This is a genomic window from Streptomyces sp. NPDC001135 (assembly GCF_053598395.1).
This window is the reverse complement of sequence record NZ_JBSFKD010000034.1, coordinates 24,618-43,717: the sequence shown is the minus strand read 5'-3', so window position 1 is coordinate 43,717 and position 19,100 is coordinate 24,618. Positions and strand designations below refer to the sequence as shown.

At 72.0% G+C, this 19,100-nt stretch carries 20 protein-coding genes and 1 pseudogene; 11 read left to right on the top strand and 10 right to left on the bottom strand.

The features are described from left to right. The first annotated feature begins 93 nt into the window (after positions 1 to 93). Positions 94 to 552, top strand: coding sequence for a cyclic nucleotide-binding domain-containing protein (locus ACWC94_RS32820; RefSeq protein ID WP_450800938.1), 459 nt, complete (start codon positions 94 to 96; stop codon positions 550 to 552). 44 nt (positions 553 to 596) lie between these two features. Continuing rightward, on the top strand, positions 597 to 1,256 hold the full coding sequence (locus ACWC94_RS32815; protein WP_450800937.1) for a CBS domain-containing protein: 660 nt from the start codon (positions 597 to 599) through the stop codon (positions 1,254 to 1,256). Between the two features lie 248 nt (positions 1,257 to 1,504). On the opposite strand, the gene ACWC94_RS32810 is transcribed toward ACWC94_RS32815, so the two are convergent. Then, complete coding sequence (locus ACWC94_RS32810) at positions 1,505 to 2,410, bottom strand: universal stress protein (protein ID WP_450800935.1); 906 nt, start codon at positions 2,408 to 2,410, stop codon at positions 1,505 to 1,507. Positions 2,411 to 2,601: 191 nt separating this feature from the next. Here ACWC94_RS32810 and ACWC94_RS32805 point away from each other — a divergent pair. Next, a pseudogene (locus ACWC94_RS32805) lies at positions 2,602 to 3,115 on the top strand (LuxR C-terminal-related transcriptional regulator); the annotation flags it as partial. A gap of 12 nt (positions 3,116 to 3,127) precedes the next feature. On the opposite strand, the gene ACWC94_RS32800 reads toward ACWC94_RS32805, so the two are convergent. Next, positions 3,128 to 3,997: a CBS domain-containing protein gene (locus ACWC94_RS32800; RefSeq protein ID WP_450800933.1), complete on the bottom strand. Its 870-nt coding sequence runs from the start codon at positions 3,995 to 3,997 to the stop codon at positions 3,128 to 3,130. Between the two features lie 166 nt (positions 3,998 to 4,163). Here ACWC94_RS32800 and ACWC94_RS32795 point away from each other — a divergent pair, with 166 nt between their 5' ends. The 8 genes from ACWC94_RS32795 to ACWC94_RS32760 all read left to right on the top strand — a co-directional run bounded on the left by ACWC94_RS32795 (position 4,164) and on the right by ACWC94_RS32760 (position 11,513). Then, a complete protein-coding gene (locus ACWC94_RS32795; RefSeq protein WP_450800932.1) occupies positions 4,164 to 4,394 on the top strand; it encodes a hypothetical protein in 231 nt (76 codons plus the stop codon). Between the two features lie 291 nt (positions 4,395 to 4,685). After that, a complete protein-coding gene (locus tag ACWC94_RS32790; RefSeq protein WP_450800931.1) occupies positions 4,686 to 4,973 on the top strand; it encodes a DUF1918 domain-containing protein in 288 nt (95 codons plus the stop codon). After that, positions 4,957 to 5,835 carry a universal stress protein gene (locus tag ACWC94_RS32785; protein WP_450800930.1) on the top strand — a complete coding sequence of 293 codons (879 nt, stop codon included), beginning with the start codon at positions 4,957 to 4,959 and terminating at the stop codon, positions 5,833 to 5,835. Before ACWC94_RS32790 ends, ACWC94_RS32785 begins: the two co-directional genes overlap by 17 nt. 30 nt (positions 5,836 to 5,865) lie before the next feature. Further along, on the top strand, positions 5,866 to 6,855 hold the full coding sequence (locus tag ACWC94_RS32780; RefSeq protein WP_450800929.1) for an Acg family FMN-binding oxidoreductase: 990 nt from the start codon (positions 5,866 to 5,868) through the stop codon (positions 6,853 to 6,855). A gap of 39 nt (positions 6,856 to 6,894) precedes the next feature. After that, the gene (locus tag ACWC94_RS32775; RefSeq protein ID WP_450800928.1) at positions 6,895 to 7,353 is read left to right on the top strand and encodes a CBS domain-containing protein; all 459 of its coding nucleotides are present in this window, start codon (positions 6,895 to 6,897) and stop codon (positions 7,351 to 7,353) included. After that, complete coding sequence (locus tag ACWC94_RS32770) at positions 7,343 to 10,210, top strand: cation-translocating P-type ATPase (protein ID WP_450800926.1); 2,868 nt, start codon at positions 7,343 to 7,345, stop codon at positions 10,208 to 10,210. The genes ACWC94_RS32775 and ACWC94_RS32770 overlap by 11 nt, the downstream gene beginning before the upstream one ends. Continuing rightward, positions 10,201 to 10,860 carry a potassium channel family protein gene (locus tag ACWC94_RS32765; protein ID WP_450800925.1) on the top strand — a complete coding sequence of 220 codons (660 nt, stop codon included), beginning with the start codon at positions 10,201 to 10,203 and terminating at the stop codon, positions 10,858 to 10,860. The genes ACWC94_RS32770 and ACWC94_RS32765 overlap by 10 nt, the downstream gene beginning before the upstream one ends. Next, a complete protein-coding gene (locus tag ACWC94_RS32760) occupies positions 10,857 to 11,513 on the top strand; it encodes a potassium channel family protein (RefSeq protein WP_450800923.1) in 657 nt (218 codons plus the stop codon). Before ACWC94_RS32765 ends, ACWC94_RS32760 begins: the two co-directional genes overlap by 4 nt. A gap of 28 nt (positions 11,514 to 11,541) precedes the next feature. Here the strand turns inward: ACWC94_RS32760 and ACWC94_RS32755 are convergent, their stop codons facing one another. From ACWC94_RS32755 to ACWC94_RS32720, 8 genes are all read right to left on the bottom strand, one after another. Beyond that, complete coding sequence (locus ACWC94_RS32755; protein WP_450800922.1) at positions 11,542 to 11,985, bottom strand: universal stress protein; 444 nt, start codon at positions 11,983 to 11,985, stop codon at positions 11,542 to 11,544. Between the two features lie 133 nt (positions 11,986 to 12,118). Next, entirely contained in the window at positions 12,119 to 12,739 is a 621-nt protein-coding gene (locus ACWC94_RS32750) for an Rv1733c family protein (protein WP_450800920.1), read from the bottom strand. Between the two features lie 432 nt (positions 12,740 to 13,171). After that, positions 13,172 to 14,050 carry a universal stress protein gene (locus ACWC94_RS32745; protein ID WP_450800919.1) on the bottom strand — a complete coding sequence of 293 codons (879 nt, stop codon included), beginning with the start codon at positions 14,048 to 14,050 and terminating at the stop codon, positions 13,172 to 13,174. A gap of 121 nt (positions 14,051 to 14,171) precedes the next feature. Further along, entirely contained in the window at positions 14,172 to 14,651 is a 480-nt protein-coding gene (locus tag ACWC94_RS32740; RefSeq protein WP_450800918.1) for a hydrogenase maturation protease, read from the bottom strand. Continuing rightward, the gene (locus tag ACWC94_RS32735) at positions 14,648 to 15,994 is read right to left on the bottom strand and encodes a Ni/Fe hydrogenase subunit alpha (protein WP_450800917.1); all 1,347 of its coding nucleotides are present in this window, start codon (positions 15,992 to 15,994) and stop codon (positions 14,648 to 14,650) included. Before ACWC94_RS32735 ends, ACWC94_RS32740 begins: the two co-directional genes overlap by 4 nt. 25 nt (positions 15,995 to 16,019) lie before the next feature. After that, on the bottom strand, positions 16,020 to 16,868 hold the full coding sequence (locus ACWC94_RS32730; protein ID WP_450800915.1) for an NADH-quinone oxidoreductase subunit B family protein: 849 nt from the start codon (positions 16,866 to 16,868) through the stop codon (positions 16,020 to 16,022). A gap of 1 nt (position 16,869) precedes the next feature. Then, a complete protein-coding gene (locus ACWC94_RS32725; RefSeq protein WP_450800914.1) occupies positions 16,870 to 17,688 on the bottom strand; it encodes an FAD/NAD(P)-binding protein in 819 nt (272 codons plus the stop codon). Then, positions 17,685 to 18,869, bottom strand: a complete 1,185-nt coding sequence (locus ACWC94_RS32720) for a 4Fe-4S dicluster domain-containing protein (protein WP_450800913.1) — start codon at positions 18,867 to 18,869, stop codon at positions 17,685 to 17,687. The genes ACWC94_RS32725 and ACWC94_RS32720 overlap by 4 nt, the downstream gene beginning before the upstream one ends. Positions 18,870 to 19,100: the final 231 nt, after the last annotated feature.

Sequence of the window (19,100 nt, the reverse complement as noted above, 5' to 3'; positions counted from 1 at the left end):
CCGAAGAACCCGAGCCGGGTCCGGGCGGCCCGTGGCGCGCGTAGGCAAGGGCGCGCACGCTGGGATCAGCAGCCCATGAAGGGAGCCGGTGCGATGACCCCCGCGACCACCATGACCACGGCTCTGGAGCCTGTGCACCGCGAACGGCTGATGGGCCTCGCCCATGAGGTCTCCTTCCCGGCCGGGACCCGCCTGTTCGAGGAGGGCCACCGGGCCGACCGCTTCTGGATCGTGCGCACCGGCACCGTCGCCCTCGACCTGCACGTGCCCGGTCGGCGCCCCGCCGTCATCGAGACGCTCGGACACGAGGAGCTGGTGGGCTGGTCCTGGCACTTCCCGCCGCACATCTGGCACCTCGGGGCCGAGGCGATGAGCCCGGTACGGGCCTGGGAGTTCGATGCCGAGGCGGTGCGCGCGATGTGCGCCGCCGACGCCGAGTTCGGGCGGGCCGTAGCGGTGTGGGTGGGACGCGTGGTCGCTCAGCGGCTGCACGCCTCGCGTGTCCGACTGCTCGACCTCTACGCCCCGTACGGCAGCGGAGGCCTGACGTGACCGCCCGGGCGCCCGGCCCTGCCAGGGGATTCGAGGAGGAGAGCATGGACAGCAGCCCGCACCGCGTGGGCGACGTGATGACGCACGCCGCCGTCGCGGTGGGCCGCAAGGCTCTGTTCAAGGACATCGTCGAGCGCATGGACCAGTGGCAGGTCAGCGCCCTGCCGGTGCTGGAGGGCGACGGCCGGGTGATCGGGGTGGTCTCCGAGGCCGATCTGCTGCCCAAGGAGGAGTTCCGGGACAGCGATCCGGACCGGGTCACCCAGCTGCGCCGGCTGCCCGACCTCGCCAAGGCCGGGGCGGTCTGCGCCGAGGAACTGATGAGCACGCCGGCCGTCACCGTCCACGCGGACGCGACGCTCGCCGAGGCGGCCCGCATCATGGCGCTGCGGCACGTCAAACGGCTGCCGGTGGTGAACTCCGAGGGGATCCTCGAAGGCGTGGTCAGCCGCGGCGACCTGCTGAAGGTCTTTCTTCGCCCGGACAACGAACTCGCCGACGAGATCCGCCGTGACATCGTCGACGTCCTCTTCCCGGCGCCGATCGAGCCCATACACGTGCTGGTCACCGACGGCGTCGCGACCCTGACCGGGCGCGTCGGGGAATCCGCTCGGGCCGACCTGGCCACGCGCCTGGTCCGGGGCGTGGAAGGCGTCGTGGGGGTGGACTGCCGTCTCACCGCCGCCGACGCCGACGCGGTATGACTCCTCCCTCAGTGGCATTGGGAGTCAGCGACAGCCGTCAACGTCACCCCTTGTCCCCCGCTCCGGTTCCGCCACTCGGGGCCGATGCGCTTCCATTCCACGGCAGCCCAGTCCACGGCCCGCAGGCTCGGCTCGGAGCCGTCGACGCCGACGACCACGGGCAGCTCCAGAGGCGCCCCGTAGGCATGTGCGGCTGATGCACTCGTTGTTTCTCTTCTCCGGACGGCTTCTCTTCTCCGGAGCGGGGGTCAGCTGTGTGCGACGACCGCGACGGGAGCGGCGATATGGTGCAGGGCGGAGTGGACGACATGGCCGATGCGGGCACCGAACGAATGGGTGCGGATGCGTCGGCCGACGACCACCAGGGAGGCGTCACGGGAGTCGTTGACGAGAACCTGCGCGGCGCTTCCGCACCGGCTCGCCTCGATCACCTCGACGTCAGGGAACCTCTGGCGCCAGGGATGCAGCACCTTGCTCAGGAGAGTGGCCTGTCCGCGTTCGAGGGTGTCGTAGAGTTCGGCGTCGCCGGCGAAGCGGTAGAAGGAGGTCGGCGGCTCGGGCCAGGCGTGGACGACCCGAAGGGTGGCCTTCCGCCGCGCGGCGGCGTCGAAGGCGAACTCCAGCAAGGTGTCGTCCGCTTGGTCGGTGTCGAGCCCCAGCACGACGGGCCGGAAGGGCGCCGCAGCGGACGGCACGCCCGCCGGATCCATCTCGTGCTCGTCGGCGGCCTGCTCTCCCGCCCGCACCAGCACCACCGGCCGCTCGGCGCGGGCGACCACGCCCAGGCTCACCGAGCCCACCATGAACCCCTCCAGCCCACCCAGGGCCCGCGAGCCCAGGACCAGCAACTCGGCAAAGCCCGCCGCCTCGCACAGGACGTCGGCCGGAGTCCCGGTCAGCTGCTCGGTGATCACCTCGATGCCCGGGTGGCGAAGCCGGATGCCGTCCGCGGACTGGCTTGTCACCTGCTCTGCCCAGTGCCGGTAAGTGTCCGGATCCAGCAGTGGAGTCCGGGCCACGAACCTGGGAGTCGGCTCGGAGACGTACATGATCTTGAGGGGCAGGCCGCGCAGCAGCGCTTCTCGCGCCGCCCACTCGGCCGCGGCCCGGCTCTCGGGCGAGTCGTCGACACCTACGGTGACGGTGCGGGACATGGTCTCCACCTCCCGGGACGAGGGTTCCGACACCAGCGTGGCGTCGTGGTGCCGAGGCAATCAGGGGCCACATGGCCCCATCATGGCCCGACCGACCCTCTGCGGCCCGGAACGCCCCTCTTGCGGCCCGGAAGCCGCACGGGCCCGTCCGAGGGCCGGGCGGCCCCTGGCGCTGCCGCTGTCCCCAGCACATCTCGGTCCGCCGCGAGTTGCGCGACCGGATGCCCGAGCGTGTGTCCGATGCTGACCTCGTTCGACGACGAGGACGCCCTGCTGGATGCCAGCATGGCCGGCGCGTCCGGGTACGTCCTGAAGCAGATCACGGGCTCGGACCTGGTGTCAGCGGTCCGCACCGTGGCCTCGGGGCAGTCGATGCCGGACCCGGCGACAACCACCCGGCTCATGCGTTCCCTGCGCGCGGACGCGGCCGAGGTCCCCTCCCTGCCGGCAGAACCGGCCGGCCCGTCTCCCCGGGAAAGGGACATCCTCGCGCTGATCGGTGACGGCCTGACCAACCGCGAGATCGGCAAGCGGCGGTACCTGTCGGAGAAGGCCGTCAAGAACCACATCTCACGGCTGCTCGCGAAGCTCGGGGTGCAGCGCCGGGTCCAGGCGGCCGTCCTCGCCTCCCACCTCGACCAGCAAGACCCCAACCTGCACGATTCCCACCGTGCCGGGAGCCCACATCCCCCGGTGATCGGATGAGAGCGGCCGAACTCAGTCGGCGCTGAGCAGGTTCTTCACCTCGACGACGTCGGCGATCCCCTCGACCTCCGCCACCAGCCGGGCCATCGTCGCCGACGGCAGCCTCCCGGTCAGCTCCACGATCCCGTCGTGCACGGTGACGGCCACACTCTCCCGGTCAGCCGGTGGGCAGCAGGCTTCGAGCGTGGCCTGAACTTCCGCCCGGATACCGGAATCATCCCTGATCAGCGCCTGCAACAACGCGTCACGACGCACGACGCCCACGAGTCGGCCGTTGCGATCGGTGACGGGCATGCGCTTCACCCGGGACAACGCGGCGAGCCAGGCGGCCTCGGCCACCGTCGTGCCCGGCAGTACCGTGATCGCGGGACTCGTCATCAGATCGGCGGCCGTCTCGCCCCGGGCCTTGTCGTGCATCCGGCGTTCGCGCAGTCTGCCGATGCGTCCGGGCCGGTGGCCGGAGGCCTCGAAAGCGACCTTGGCCAGCAGATCGGACTCCGAGACGACCCCGACGACATGGTCCTCGGTGTCCACGACCGGGAGCGCGCCCACCTGCTCGCGGGCCAGTAGCCGGGCGATGTCGCGATACGTCTGGTCCTCGCAGAGAGAAGCGGCAGGCACGTCCATCACGTCCCGCACCAGGGGCGTACCGGGTTCCTGCGGGAGGTCTGGCCGGTGCGTGGGCGTCACGGCCGACGGTGCCCGCTCCTCGGTGTCCGCGTGCTCGGCCGCACTGCCGGAGTGCTTGGCCGCGGCCGAGGCGACCGCGCCCAGGTAGCGGAGCAGCGTGTCCTGTCGAGCCGTTTCTCCCGGGCTCCAGGCACGCGCGGGCGCACCCTGCCGGGCGTCGGCCCCCGCGCGGAGGTTCTCGTGCGCGTTCACAGCGGCCTCCTGACTCCGTCGAGTCGCCTACCGTCCCAGTTTCCCGTTCTCGCCGCCCGTGCCAAGAGCCGAACGGCCCTGGGAGAACGACGTCAGGGCCCTATCCGGTGCGGGGTGGGCCGGGAACGGTGGAACTGGAGGAGCACCGACCGGCAGGAGGCTGCCGATGAGCCTGCGGGACTTCCTGGAGGGGTTCCGTCCGGCGGGGACGCCGGGGGCGCCCGCGACCGGCGTGCCTGCCGACCGCATGGCGGAGCGCGCGGCGGAACTGGAGCATGCTCTTGCCCGGCTGACGGACGTTCAGCAGCAGGCGGCACGGATCCGGGCCGCCGCGGAGGAGACGGCAGAGACCCACTCCGACCAGGACACAGCCGGCCTCGGCGCGACGGATCGATGATCCCGAGCCGGTCCGGCCGGTCCGGTCCGAGGCGCTCGACCGTCTGACGGTCTCGGTACGAGCCGGCATCGAAGGCCGGCGGTGCCCGGAGCACCGCACCGCGCCGTCGGCCATGGCCGGCCCGCGCTCCGCCGCGCTCTCGGTCTCCGGACACTGACCCGCCGCGTGACGGCGGAGGGTCGGCAGGCCTCCGGTGGGGACCATCGGCCCCTGGCAGGCAGGCGCCGCAGCCGCTTTCCATGGAAGTGGCGGCGGCATCCCTCCGCGCCACACAGGGAGGAGGCGAGGGCCATGTCCGCTCCCGCACCAGCGAAGACCGTGCAGGCCGTCGCGCGGGCCGGTCCAGAGGCGACCGGCACCCCCATGCGCGCCCGCGTGGGCGATGGGATCGTCATACGGGGGACCACGGCCGGGGCCGTCGCGCGAGACGGCGAGATCGTCGGCCTCCACCATCAGGACGGCAGCCCACCCTACGACGCGCGGTGGGCCGAGGACGGACGAGTGACCCTGTACTTCCCGGGTCCTGATGCGTACGTCCGGCACTTGGTGAGCGGAGGCGGGCATGTCCGGGCCCGGTGACGGCCGACCGATCGTGGTGGGTGTCGATCCCGATCCCGTCCACCGGATGGCACTGGCCTGGGCGGCCGACGAGGCCGCCCGCCGTCGGCTGCCGTTGCGCGCCGTCCACGTCGAGGGCGTGCCCACCAGGGGCTACCGGAGGCGGGAAGTCCCGCCGTCCTGGGAGGAATGGAACGAGGCTCTGCACAAGGCCGGCCAGCAGGTGCTGGGGCAGGCCGTGGACTTCGTCTCGGCCCGGCACCCGCAGCTCCAGGTCGACGCACTGCTCGCGGAGGGCGACCCGGTGTGGGTACTGGGCGAGCAGAGCCGCGACGCCACCGCCGTCGTCCTGGGATCGCGCCACCTGGGCCGAAGGCAGGAGGTGTTCGGCTCCGCGTCGGTCGCCCTGCCGGTCATGGCCCGTACGCGCTGTCCCCTGGTGGTCGTCCCCGAGCCGGAACACGTCACCGAGGAGCCGGCGTACTTCGTCGTCGGTGTGGACGGCAGCGAGCACTCCGCCGCCGCGGTCGACGTGGCGTTCGAGGAGGCGGCCCTGCGCGGCGCCCGGCTGCGGGCCCTGCTCGTCTGGGAGCCCGGACCGCTGAGGGTCTTCGACGAGCACCAGCCGCAGCAGGAGTGCCGACGGCTCCTCTCCGAGATCGTGGCGGGACGCCAGGCCCGCTGTCCCGAGGTGGACCTGCACCACGAAGTACTCGTCGGGCACCCCGTCCAGGTGCTCACCGACGCCTCGGCGCACGCGTTGGGCCTGGTGGTGGGGACCCGGGGCCGCGGAGGCTTCGCCGGCATGCTGCTGGGCTCGGTCAGCCAAGGCGTGCTGCACCACGCCCGCTGCCCTGTCATCGCCGTACCGACCCGCGAGTGAACCGGCAGACCGGCACGAAGGGAAGCCGCCGTGACTGCACAACCTCTCAACGTGGACACCGTCGCCGGTCTCGTGGCGGACGCCGCGGCGGCGCCCTCGCTGCACAACGCCCAGCCCTGGACCTTCCGCTACCTGCGGGACCTCGGTGTCCTGCGGCTGTACGCGGACCTGGAGCGGGCACTCCCGCGAACCGACCCCGACAACCGCGGCCTGCACGTGGGGTGCGGCGCCGCCCTGCTCAACCTGCGCGTGGCCGCCGCGGCAGCCGGGCTCGCGCCGGTCGTCCGGTTGCTACCGGACCCGGCCTGCCCGGAGTTCCTCGCCGAGGCGCATCTGTCCGGCACGGGAATCCCCGACGGGGCGCTCGCCCAGCTGAGCCCTGCGATCCATCGCCGTCACTCCAGCCGCTTCCCCTTCCGCGAGGAGACACTCCCCATCGCCGTGCAGGAGACGTTGCGGCAAGCTGCGCTCGCCGAGGGCGCACAGCTGCTGTTCCCCGGCGCATGGCACGTGCAGTCGATCCTGGAGCTGGTGCGGGATGCCGAGGACAGGGAGGCGCTCGCGCCGGACGTGCGTGAGGAGACGGCGCGCTGGGCCCACACCGGTTCTTCCGGCAATGCCGGGGCCGCTGACGGCATCGCCGCTGAGGCTTTCGGTCCTCGGCAGCGCCACACCACGGTCCCCGTGCGTGACTTCGCCGCCGGTCGTCCGCTGCCCGACCGCGGCTGGGCGCCCTTCGAGAGGGAACCGAACATCGCCCTGCTGGGCACGGCCCACGACGGGCCCGCGGACTGGTTGTCGGCCGGTCAGGCACTGGAACGGGTCCTGCTCCAGGCCACGACGGACGGGCTCGTCGCCTCGGTCACGTCCCAGCCCCTGGAGTGGCCCGAGATCCGGTGGGCCGTCCGCGACCCCGTCTCCGCGATGGCTCATGTCCACATGGTCATCCGGCTCGGTCACGGCCCCGAAGGCCCCGCGAGCCCACGGCGGGCGGTGGCCGAAGTGCTCGACGTTCTCTGAATCGGATCTTGCGAACCGTGGGACAGCGAGGAGGAGCGCATGAAGGTCTCCGAGGTGATGACGGCTCCACCGGTGTGCGTGGCGCCGAACGCCACCCTGGTCGAGGTGGCCCGCCAGATGGCCGAGAGCGCCGTCGGGTCCGTGCTGGTGGTCGAGGGCGGAGCACTGCACGGCATCGTCACCGACCGCGACCTCGCCGTGCGTGGCGTGGGTGGCGGCCTGGACGCGAGGGCCCGGGTGGACGCGGTGATGTCGGCCCGCGTCGTCACGGTCGAGGCCGTCGAGGATCTAGGGGCTGCCTATCGCTCGTTCCGTCGCACGGGGGTCCGACGGCTTCCGGTCCTGGACGCGGGCCGGGTGGTGGGGGTGCTGACGATCGACGACCTGTTCCTCGACCTGTTCCGGCGGTTCGCCGACCTGCTGGGGCCAGTGGCCTGGAGCGTCCTGCAGGAGCCTCCGGGACCGCCCCAGGAGGCCGGAGCCCCGGATGAACCCTGAGCTTGAACAGGCCCGGCAGGGCACGACCGCGCTCCACGAGGACGGTCCGGCGGCGGGCGGTGAGGCCGCGGCACAGGCGCCACGCCCGGACCTGCGGAGCACCCCTGTGCCGTCGATCCCCTCCCTGCCGGTTCCCGCGGTCTTCGCCGCCCTGGGAAGCTCCCCGCGCGGTCTGACGCCGGCCGAGACCGCCGCGCGGCGGAACCGCTACGGCCCCAACGAGCTGCCCGGAGCGAGCCATGGCCAGGTATGGCGTCGGCTGCTCGCCCAGTTCACCGACCTTTTCGCGGTCGTCCTGCTCGTCTCCTCGGCGATCACGTTCCTCGCCTACTGGCTGGGACAGCCCCGGGACCCGGCCACCCTGCAACTGGCCCTGGCGATCCTCGGTGTGGTGCTGCTGAACGCCGGCATCGGTTTCGCACAGGAGTACTCCGCCGAGCGCACCGCGGAGTCCTTGCAGGCGATGGTGCCGCACACCTGCCGGGTACTGCGGGACCGGGAGCGGCGGGAGTTGTCCGCGCGGGATCTGGTGCCGGGCGACGTCGTGGTCCTGGAGGCCGGGGACGCGGTGCCGGCCGACTGCCGGCTGGTCGAGGCTCAGGAAGCGGCCGTCAACAACGCCGCGCTCACCGGTGAGAGCGATCCCGTCACGCGCATCGCAGAACCCGTGCCGCCGGGGCCGCCGCTGGAGGCACGCAACTGCGTCTTCATGGGCACCGACCTGGTCGCCGGCACCGGCAAGGCCGTCGTGTTCGCCACCGGTACGGCCACCGAGTTCGGGAGGATCTTCCGGCTCACCGCCGCCGCCCCCCGGCAACAGACCCCACTGCAGCGGCAGGTCGCCGTCATGGCCCGCCGGGTCGCGGGCCTGGCACTCGCCACCGGCGCCGCCCTGTTCGCGGTGCGCGTGCCCAGCGGGCAGCCGTTCGTCGACACGTTCGTCTTCTCGCTGGGAGTGATGGTCGCTCTCGTGCCCGAGGGGCTGCCGGCCACGCTCTCCGTGTCGCTGGCGATCGGTGTGCGTCGCATGGCCCGTCGGCACGCACTGGTCAAGCAGTTGCTCGCCGTGGAGGCGCTGGGTTCGACCAGCGTGATCTGCACCGACAAGACGGGCACGCTCACGCAGGCCGAGATGACCGTCGTGCAGCTGTGGGCGGACGGGGTGTCGCACGCCGTGTCGGGGGTGGGGTACGCGCCGGTCGGTGAGATCACCGACGCCCCGCCCGTACGGGAGCTGCTGCGGGCGGCGGCTCTGTGCAGCAACGCCCGACTGGTGCGGCCCGCCGGGCGGGACGCGTGGCGGGTGCTCGGAGACACGACCGAGGGTGCGCTGCTGGTGGCGGCCATGAAGGCCGGTCTGGACCCCGCCAAGGAGGAGATGCGGGCACCCCGGGCGGCGGAGTATCCCTTCGACTCGGCGCGGAAACTGATGAGCACCGTCCATCGCGACAGCGACGGGACGTATTTCGCATGTACCAAAGGCGCCCCCCTCGAACTGCTCACCCGCTGCGACGCCCTCGACCACGGTGACGGGAAGACGCCGCTGACGGACGCCGTTCGCAGCCGTGTGGTCGCAGCGGCGGACGGCATGGCCGGGCAGGGCCTGCGCGTGCTGGCGGTCGCCCGACGGCAGGTCTCCGGGCCTCGGCCGCCGATCGCGGATGTCGAGTCGGAGCTGACCCTGTTGGGGCTCGCCGGGATGTACGACCCGCCCCGGCCGGAGGTACGGGACGCGGTGGACGCGTGCCGGCGGGCCGGGATCCGCATCGTCATGGTCACAGGGGACCATCCGCTGACCGCGGAGGCGGTCGCCCGTCGCGTCGGCATCGTGCGCGAGACGGCTCCGGCCGTGGCGACGGGCGCCCAGCTGGACACGCTGGACGACGACGGCCTGGACGCCCTGCTCGCAGGCTCCACCGAACTGCTGCTGTGCCGCGTCAGCCCCGAGCACAAGATGCGGGTGGTCACCGCGCTGGAGCGGCGCGGCGAGGTCGTGGCCGTCACCGGCGACGGAGCCAACGACGCCCCGGCCCTCAAGCACGCGGACATCGGCGTCGCCATGGGTGCCTCCGGCACCGACGTCGCCCGTGAGGCGGCGGTGATGGTGCTGCTCGACGACTCCTTCGCCTCCATCACCACCGCGGTGGGACTGGGCCGGTCGGTCTACCGCAACATCCGCAAGTTCCTGATCTACCTCTTCAGCCACAACATCGCCGAACTCGTGCCGATCCTCGTGGCGACCTTCGCCGGTTTCCCGCTGGTGCCGATCACGGCCGTGCAGATCCTCGCCATCGACCTGGGGTCCGACGTGCTGCCCGCCCTCGCGCTCGGCGCGGAACCGATGGAACCCGACGTCATGAACAGCCCGCCACGGCCTCGCCAGGAGCGGCTCTTCTCGGCGGCCGTCATGGGCCGCATCCTCTTCCTGGGCGGTATCCAGGCCCTCGGCGTGTGCGCCGTCTTCTTCTGGCACATCCACGCCTCCGGCATCCCCTACGCGGACTTCACCAAGGACAGCCCTGTCTACCGCCAGGCGATCACGATGGTCCAGGCCGGCATCGTCGTCAGCCAGTTCTTCAACGCGCTGGCCGTGCGCACCGACCGGCAGAGCGTCTTCCGAGCCGGTCTGCTGAGCAACCCGTGGCTGCTGGCCGCCGGTTGCTTCGGCATCGGGCTGATGGCCGCCATCAGCTACGCGCCACCGCTCCAGGCCGTCTTCAACACCGCGCCGCTGACCCCCGCCGACTGGGCGGTCCTGGCCGCGTTCGGGGCACTGCTGCTGGCGGCCGAGGAAGTCCGCAAGTGGACGCTGCGGCGCCGGAGAGCATCCCCGACAGGAGGAACGCCATGCGAGTGATCATCGCGGGCTGCGGTCGGCTCGGGGCCACCCTTGCCACGCAACTCGTCACCGAGGGCCACGACGTCCGCCTCATCGACCGCCAGCCCAAAGCGCGGCGGAGGTTGTCACCGGGCTTCCCCGGCGCCTTCCACGTCGGAAACGGCTTCAGCCGCTCCGCGCTGGAATCGGCCGGCATCGCCCATGCGGACGCCTTCGTCGCCGTCACCTCCGGGGACAACAGCAACATCGTCAGCGCGCGCACCGCCAAGGAGACGTACCGGGTCCCGATCGTCCTCGCCCGCATCCACGATCCACGCCGCGCCGACCTATACCGGGACCTGGGAATCCCGACCATCTCCAGCGTCCGCTGGGCCGTGGGCCGCATCCACCAGATGCTGCTGCACCGGCACCTCACGCCCGAAGTCTCCTTCGGCAACGGCGAGACGCTCCTCGTCCGCTCCCAACTGCCGTCCTATCTCACCGGACGGCAGGTCACGGAGTTCGACGTCGACGGCGAGATCCGGGTCGTGGAGATCACCCGTGGCGGCCGGTCGCTGCTCCCCGCACGCGGCGTCCTGGCCGAGCCCGGCGACCTCGTCACCTTCGGTGTCGCCGCAACGGCGCTGGGCCGGCTGAGCGGCTTTCTCGACAAGGAGCTGGGAACGTGAAGGTCCTGATCGCGGGCGCGGGCCGACTCGGCACCCAGATCGCCCAGGTGCTGTCCGCCGCCCGCAACGACGTCACCCTCGTCGAGTACGACGACGAGCGCGTGGCGGAACTCGGAGGCCTGCCGCACGTGCGCCTCGTGGCGGGGGACGCCTGCGAGCCGGGCCTGTTGGAGAGCGCGGACGCGCTGGCCTGCGACCTCGTCATCGCGGTCACCGGCCGCGACGAGGACAACCTGGTCATCAGCCTGCTGGCGAAGCGGCAGTTCGGGGTGGGGCGGGTGGCCGCGCGCGTCAACGAGGCGGAGAACGCCTGGCTCTTCGACCAGCGGTGGGGCGTGGACGCGGCCGTGCCCGCCGCCACCCCGCTGATCTCCCTCATCGAGGAAGCCACCGGAGCCACGGACACGGTGGCACTGCTGCGGCTGAGCAAGGCCGGTGTCGAGGTCATCGAGACCGCGATCACCGAACGGTCCCGGGCCGCCGGTCACACGCTGGGCGAGGTCACCCTGCCCGCCGGCACCGTGGTCGCCACCGTCGTACGCGGCGGGCAGCCCACTGTCCCGAGTCCCGAGGTGCGGCTGCTCCCCGGCGACGAGTTGCTGCTCGTGTCGCACGAGGCGACCGAACAGGAGATCCACGCGGCCTTCCAGTGAGCTGCCCCGGCACGGGACCGGCTTCCGGTCACTGCTTCCGGCAGCGCACGATCACGACCGGGCAGCTCGCGTGCTGCGACACGTGCTGGCTGACGGAGCCGAGCAGCGCGCGGGCGAACCCGCCCCTGCCCCGGCTGCCGACGACCAGGACCTCGGCTCCCTCAGCTGCTCTCAGCAGGACGTCGGCCGGGTTCCCGTGCACCACGTGGGTCCGGACCGAGTCGGCAGCTCCCGCGCCGAGCACATCGGTCAGTTCCTGGTTCATCTTCTGGCGCGTCTCGTCCTCGTCGACGTCCACGTCCACGGCGGGCGCCGACCAGCCGTACAGGCCCGGCAGCTCCCACACCGCGACCGCGTCCACGGTGCCGCCGACCAGACCGGCGTAGCGCACGGCCCAGCGCAGGGCCTCGTACGAGGACTGCGACCCGTCGACACCGACCACCACCCGGCGCTCGGAGGCATCCTTGTCCATGTGTCCCACCACTCCTTCGGTGTCTGTGCCCGCCGGGCCGGTGCACCTCTGTTCTCCACGCTGCGGGCCCCCTCGCCGCACCGCCAGAGATGAGCATCCGGCGGCATGACGGGCGACGGGAGCGACGGTGCCGTCAGCGCCCGTAGCGCGTCACCCACCCGGGCTCCACCCGCTCCCACTCACGGTTCCACTGTGCGAGGCGGCGGCGGTCGATGCTGCGGTCGACGGCCCGCCAGACGCCGTAGGCGGCGGCCACACCGCCGAAAGCCGTCGCGCAGCCCACCGCCACACCGGCGGTCACCGCGAAGTCCCGGTTCTCGGGCGGAACGGCGATGACCCCGCGGGCGTCGAGCCATACCGTCGCCGTGGCTCCCCGGTGAAGCCATGCCCTGACCGGCGCGATGCCCGTTCGGCTGCCGTTCCGGTCGCTCCAGCGCACCAGCGCGTGGAAACCCGGCTGCGCCCGGCGTCGGTCACCGGCCGACCTCGCGTCCGTCAGCAGCCGCGCCGCGACGGGATGCAGTTGGGCCAACTGAACCTGCCGTACCTGCGTGTAGTGGCCGTACACCGCCTGTCCGGCACCCCACGCCACCAACGGCGGCACCACGAGGGCGACGACCGTCAGGATGACACGCAGCCGACGCTCCCACCGGTCCACCGCCCGTTCCAAAGGGCCTCGAACCCCGGCCCCGCCCGAGGACTCACCGGGCGAGCCGGAGGCAGGCCCGTGACCGGGAGCCCGGGGTGTCCGCATGGCACGGCCTCCGCCCTGGAGTCGTCGGTTCTGTGTGCCCTTCGACCGTCCCGCGTCGCCAACCGGCCGGACATGGGCCTCACGGACCTTGTCAGTGCCGTTCGGCCCCGTCCGTCACGGTGCCCAGGGGACCGGTGCTGAGTGTCGACCGTCTCGGGAGGGCCGATGAGTCAGCGCACCCAAGCCATTCCGCAGGCCGAGCGCACCTCCTGCGGTGCTCCGGCGGGTGCTGCCAGGAGCGCTCGGCGGCGAGCCACTCGCCCGGCCATCGGCACCGTCCGCTCGGTTGCTCGCAACGCGGAAGGCGATCGGATGCTGCTGCCCGACGGCACCTGGAGGCGGGTCGAGACCATCAGGGTTCGGAGTCTCTTCGGCTGAGAGCACCGGGTCGTCCGTGCCTCGCTCTCCATCGTGTGCCGATGTCTCGACCCTTCACTGCCGTTCGGGCACGACCGCGACCGGGCACTGGGCATGGTGCAGGAGTGCATGGCTCACGCGGCCGAGCTGGAATCCGAAGGTGCTCGTTCGGCGCCGGGCCCCGACGATCACCAGGTCGGCAGCGGCCGACCGGTGCACGAGGATCTTGGCGGCCGGTCCCTCCGGCGTCGCCGGGCGCGTCCGGACATGCGGGTACGCGGCGATCGCGGCCTTGAGTCGAGCGTCGACGACAGCGGAGGCACGCTCCCCGTACGTGTCCGCCGGCCCTCCTGTACGTATCCGGTTGCCGTGCCTGTCGAAGGCGGGCCTGCGCCAGGTATGCACCACATCCAGGACACAGCCGCGCACTTCGGCCTCCCGGAAGGCGTACCGCACGGCCTCGGTGCTGGTGTCGTCGGCGTCACCGATGCCCAGCAGGATCCGCTTATGCGTGCCCGCGAGCCCCGCCGGATCGCCCCGGACGACGATCACCGGGCAGTGCGCCCGAGCCGACACGCCCAGACCGACCGACCCGAGAAGCAGTCCCCTGACCTCGCCCCGGCCACGCGAACCCGTCACCAGCGTGATGGCCTGGCCACTCTCGTGAACAAGAGCGGCCACCGGGTCCTCCGGGATGATGTCGGTGGTGACCTTGACATCCGGGTTGCGCCGTTCGGCACGATCGGCCGCCGAAGCCACGATGTGCTCGGCCAGCACCTGCTCGGAAGGGCGCCCCGGGCCCACCGAGGGGAGGCCGGCCTCATAGCGCTCCCACAGGGAGGCGTACACGAGCCTCATCGGAGCACCGTGGCGCACGGCCTCGTCCACGGCCCAGTCGACCGCCGTCAGACACGAGTCCGACCCGTCGACGCCCACCACCAGAGGGAGTGTCATCGTCCCCACCGCCTTTCCTGGGTGCCTGCGTCGGCACATGGGGGGTGACCTTCACCGTCGCATCCCCGTGGCACAGGTCGCGAGGGCGGTTCGACCCGTGGCGGGGGACCTTCGGCCCCCGCTACCGCTCGTGGTTTCGCTCGTACGCCTGCCGCACGGAGGCGGCGACCCGGTCGGCCAGTTCCGGGAGCGCCGACCGCACCGCTTCGCTCAGGCGCGCGCCGAGTTCTACGTCGGCCACCTCCATGGCGTGCACCACGAGACTCGGCGGCAGCTGGTCGAGGGCCTCCGCAAGGGCGAGGCACTCCCCGAGGCCGAGCGCATGCGTACTCGCCGTACCCGCTGTTCGGGTGGCCGCGTCCGCCGCCGTGAGGGTGTGCAGCTCCCCCGGCCGGCTCGGCCGTGCGCGGAGCGCTTCCACCACGACCACCGTGTCAGCGCCGCGCCACAGGTCGAGCATCCGGGCAGGTTCACCGTCGCTGACCGCCAGGACGGTTCCGTCGGGAACCCGGCCCCGCAAGGCCTCCACGGCCGCCGGGCCGACACCGTCGTCACCGCGCAGGGGATTGCCGACGCCGATCACCACGACCCGCCCGCTCACGCGCGTTCCACGGTCACGTCGAGGAAGTGGGCGGCACAGGAGATGCAGGGATCATGGTTGCGGATGGCCCGTTCGCACAGACGAGTCAGTTCCGCGTCGTCGGCGGCGGGCCCGGTCCCGTCGAGGCGAGCCTGGACAGCTCTGCGCACGTCCTCCTCGATGGCCGTCTGGTTCTGGGCCGTGGGCGGGACGATGCGGGCCTCGGTGAGCGTGCCGTCCTCCGTGAGCGCGTAGCGGTGGTACAGCAGGCCTCGGGGCGCCTCGGTGGCCCCGACGCCCATGCCCCGGCGGGGCGGGACCTCGACGGCCGGCCGGGGAGGTCGTTCGTATCCGTCGATGATCCGCAAAGCCTCCTCTACGGCCTGCACCACTTCGACGGCCCGTACGACGATGCTGCGAAAGGGGTTGTCGCAGATGGCGCCGGCCGCGGGATCACCGAGACCGGCTTCCCCCGCCGCCTCGGCGGCCACGGGATGCAGCCACTGACCGTTGATCGCGTAGCGGGCCAGCGGGCCGGTGAGGTAGCGGCGGCCGTCGAGCGTGGCCGTCAGGGCGGTGGAGTGGGGTACCTGCCCTTCCCGGACGTGCTGTTCGAAGTCGGACAGGGGGATCGGGCGCGGCGCCCGGCCGTCGCCGGCAGCGGCCATGACGGCCGGTGTTCCGGTGTCGACGGCGTACCGGCCAGGGTCACGCAGCGCGAACAGGTCGTGGTCGCACACCGCGTCGGGGAAGTCGAACGCCGCCACCCAGCGGACGGTCTCCAGCGCGTCGTCCCGGGCTCGCCGCAGCCGTTCCGCCAGAGGGCGTAGCTCATCCGGTGTCGGCGTCCGGTAGAAGCCGCCGATCCGGACGTTGACCGGGTGGATGGGGCGGCCGCCGAGTTGTTCGACGATCGCGTTGCCGGCCTGCTTGAGCCTCAGGCCGCGCTCGACGGCGGCTCGTTGGTCGCGGGCGAGTTCCACGACGTCGGCACGCCCCAGGAAGTCCGGGGCGTGCAACAGGTAGATGTGCAGGGTGTGGCTCTCGATCCACTCGCCGCAGTACAGCAGGCGGCGCAGTTCCGCGAGGGGGCCGTCGACCGTGACGCCGCTGGCGTTCTCGATCGCCTGGCAGGCGCTCATCTGGTAGGCGACCGGGCAGATGCCGCAGATGCGGGCGGTGATGTCAGGGGGTTCGGTGTGGCTCCGGCCGGTCAGGAAGGCCTCGAAGAAGCGTGGGGGTTCGTAGATGCGCAACCGCGTCTCGGCGACGGTGTCACCCTCGACGCGCAGGTGGAGGGCAGCCTCGCCTTCCACCCTGGCCAACGCGTCCAGCCGCAGGACGCGGGTTCCGCGATGGTTCATGCGAGCCTTTCCGGCCGGGGGTCCGTCAGGCCGGAGGGCCCTGTCGCTCCTCGGCCGCGAAGTCGGGTACGGGGGCATATTCCGGCGACGCGGCGTTGAAGGTGCGGAAGACACGCTGGACGTCCCGCTCGCTCATCCCGTCGTGGCGCAACTGGGCGATCATGGAGCGCAGGTTGGGTTTGCTCGACGGTCCGAAACAGCCGTAGCACCCGCGGCCGTAGGCGGGGCAGATGGCACCGCACCCCGCGTGCGTGACCGGGCCCAGACAGGGGGTGCCGTGGGCCACGGTGATGCAGGTGGTGCCGCGCCTCTTGCACTCGAAGCAGACGCTGTGGTTGGAGATCTGGGGCCTGCGGCCGGCCAGGTAGGCGGTGATGACCTCGAGGAGCTGGCGACGGTCGATGGGGCACCCGCGCAGCTCGAAGTCGACCGGCACATGGGCCGAGATCGGTGTCGAGGTTTCCAGTGTGGCGATGTACTCCGGCCGGGCGTAGACGGCGGCGAGGAAGTCGTCGACGTCGGCGAAGTTGCGCAGGGCCTGGATGCCGCCCGCGGTGGCGCAGGCCCCGATGGTCACCAGGTACCGGGAGATGCGGCGGACGTGCTGGATCCGCTCGGCGTCCTCGGCGGTGGTGATCGACCCTTCGACCAGGGAGAGGTCGTACGGCCCCCGGCCCTCCAGCCGCGCACGCTCCCGGTCGGCGCCCTCGGCCGGGGTCATCTCCAGGAAGTGGTCGATCCGTACGCGCTCGGTGAGGCCGAGGAGTTCGTCCTCGCAGTCCAGCAGGGTCAGCTGGCAACCGTCGCAGGAGGCGAACTTCCACACGGCGAGCGTCGGCCGTGGATCGCGGGCGCGCCCAGGTTCGGTGGCCATGTCACAACTCCCTCACAAGGAGCAGGGGCGCCACGCGGTCGTAGCCGACGACCGGCCCGTCGCGGCACAGCAGGAGCGGACCGAGTTGGCAGTGGCCGCAGTGGCCGGTGGCGCAGTGCATGGTGCGTTCCAGGGACACCTGAATGCGGTGCGGGGCCAGGCCCCGGGCCACGAGGTCGCGAGCGGTGTGACGCATCATCACCTCAGGCCCGCACACCAACGCGCAGGTCCGTTCCGGGCGCAGTTCGAGGCGGTCCAGGAGCGTGGTGACCACACCCACCGCGCCCTGCCAGCCCGGGTGGGGCCGGTCGACGGTCACCTCCACCCGGGCCCGACCGCGCCAGCTCTCCGCCTCTTCGCCGTAGATCAGGTCGGCAGGAGTGCGCGCGCCCAGCAGGACCGCGAGCGGGCCGTACGCCGCCTGCCGCTCCAGGACGGCGTGGACGACCGGCCGCAACGGTGCCAGACCGATGCCTCCGGCGACGATCAGAACATCGTGGCCGACCGCCGCTTCGAGGTCCCAGCCGGTGCCGTACGGCCCGCTGAGCCCGACGCTGTCACCCGGACGCAGTCGGCAGAGGGCGGCGGAGACCGCGCCCACCGCACGCACGGTGTGTACGAGCCCTCCGTGGCGGCCCTGCAGGGCGCTGGCAGAGACGGGCACCTCGCCGACCCCGAACGCGTAGATCATCGCGAACTGCCCCGGTGCGAAGGGAGGGAGTTTCTGTCCGGCCGGCACCAGCTCGATCGACCGGGTGTCGCCGGTCTCGTCCCAGGTGCCGACGACCCGGTACGGCAGCGGGGGCCTCACGGTGCTCATGGTGGCTCCGGCGCCGATGCCGGCTCCCCGGACTGTGTCCAGTCGTGGAGTGCGGCCGCTTCCTCGGTGATGTCGATGCCGACGGGGCACCACACGATGCAACGCCCGCAGCCCACACAGCCGGACGAGCCGAACTGGTCGTACCAGGTGCCGAGCTTGTGGGTCATCCACTGCCGGTAGCGGCTGCGCGAGGAGGCGCGGACCGGACCGCCGTGCAGCTGGGAGAAGTCCAGGTCGAAGCAGGAGTCCCACAGCCGCCACCGCTCCGCGTGGTCGCCGGTGAGGTCGGTGACGTCCTCGGTGGTGGTGCAGAAGCAGGTGGGGCACACCATGGTGCAGTTACCGCACGTCAGGCACCGCCCTGCGACGTCGTCCCAGCGGGGGGCGTCGAGGGTTCCGGCCATCAGCTCCCGCAGGTCTGCCTCGGGCATGGTCCGGCCCATGCGGTCCGCGGCGGCCGTGACGCCCGCGCGAGCCGTCTCTTGTGTTTCGGGGTCGGCGGGACGAGCGGGCAGTTCGGCCAGGATCTCCGCGCCTTCCTCGCTGCCGCTGCGCATCCAGAAGCGGTGCCCGTCCTCGTCGACCACTTCGGTCATCACCAGGTCGTACCCGGGACCGGCAGCGGGTCCGGTGCCCATCGAGACGCAGAAGCACGTGGCGCCGGGCTCCGTGCACTCGACCACGATCAGCAGTGCCCCGGAACGCCGCCCCTCGTAGCCGGAGTCCCGATACGCCCCACCGGTCAGTACCCGGTCCTGGATGGCGATGGCCCTCAGATCGCAGGGGCGCACACCCAGGAAGGCGTACCGAGGCGGCGTGGCCTTGTCGGCCGTGATGACCAGATCACCATCCACCTGGTCGGCGCTCCATTCCCGCACCCGTGCCGGGTGCAGGAAGGACTTCCACGACTGGGGACCCGCCGCGTTCGCGAAGGCCGCGCCGTCCGGCCGCTCCCGCAGCCGGTACCGCCCGGCCTCCAGCTCCACTCCCCACCCGTACGGCAACTCGTCGGCCGACCGCAGCTCCGCCAGCACGAGGGCGCCGTCCCGGGCGGTGGGTCCGACCACGGTGTATCCGCGCCGGATCAGGACGTCCACGAGCGCGGCCATACCGTCCTTGCCCATGACGAGCCCGTCGGACGCGGGCGGCTGGGAGGCATGCACGTCGGCGTCGGTGCTCATGACCGGCCTCCTTCGGCGAAGCGGACGGCACGTGGAGCCCCGCCGCCCCCTCACACCTACGATCGCAGCATTTCCGTTGTGGCGCCGCGCCGACAGAGCCACATGGACACGTACGCGGGGTCCATTGGTCCCGTTGACCGGGGCCGACAGGTGTGGTGGCCGAGAGCAACTACCGGCAGGCGATCCGGAGCTGCGACGATCTCTCGCGGCGATGAACGGGCTCAGGCTCTA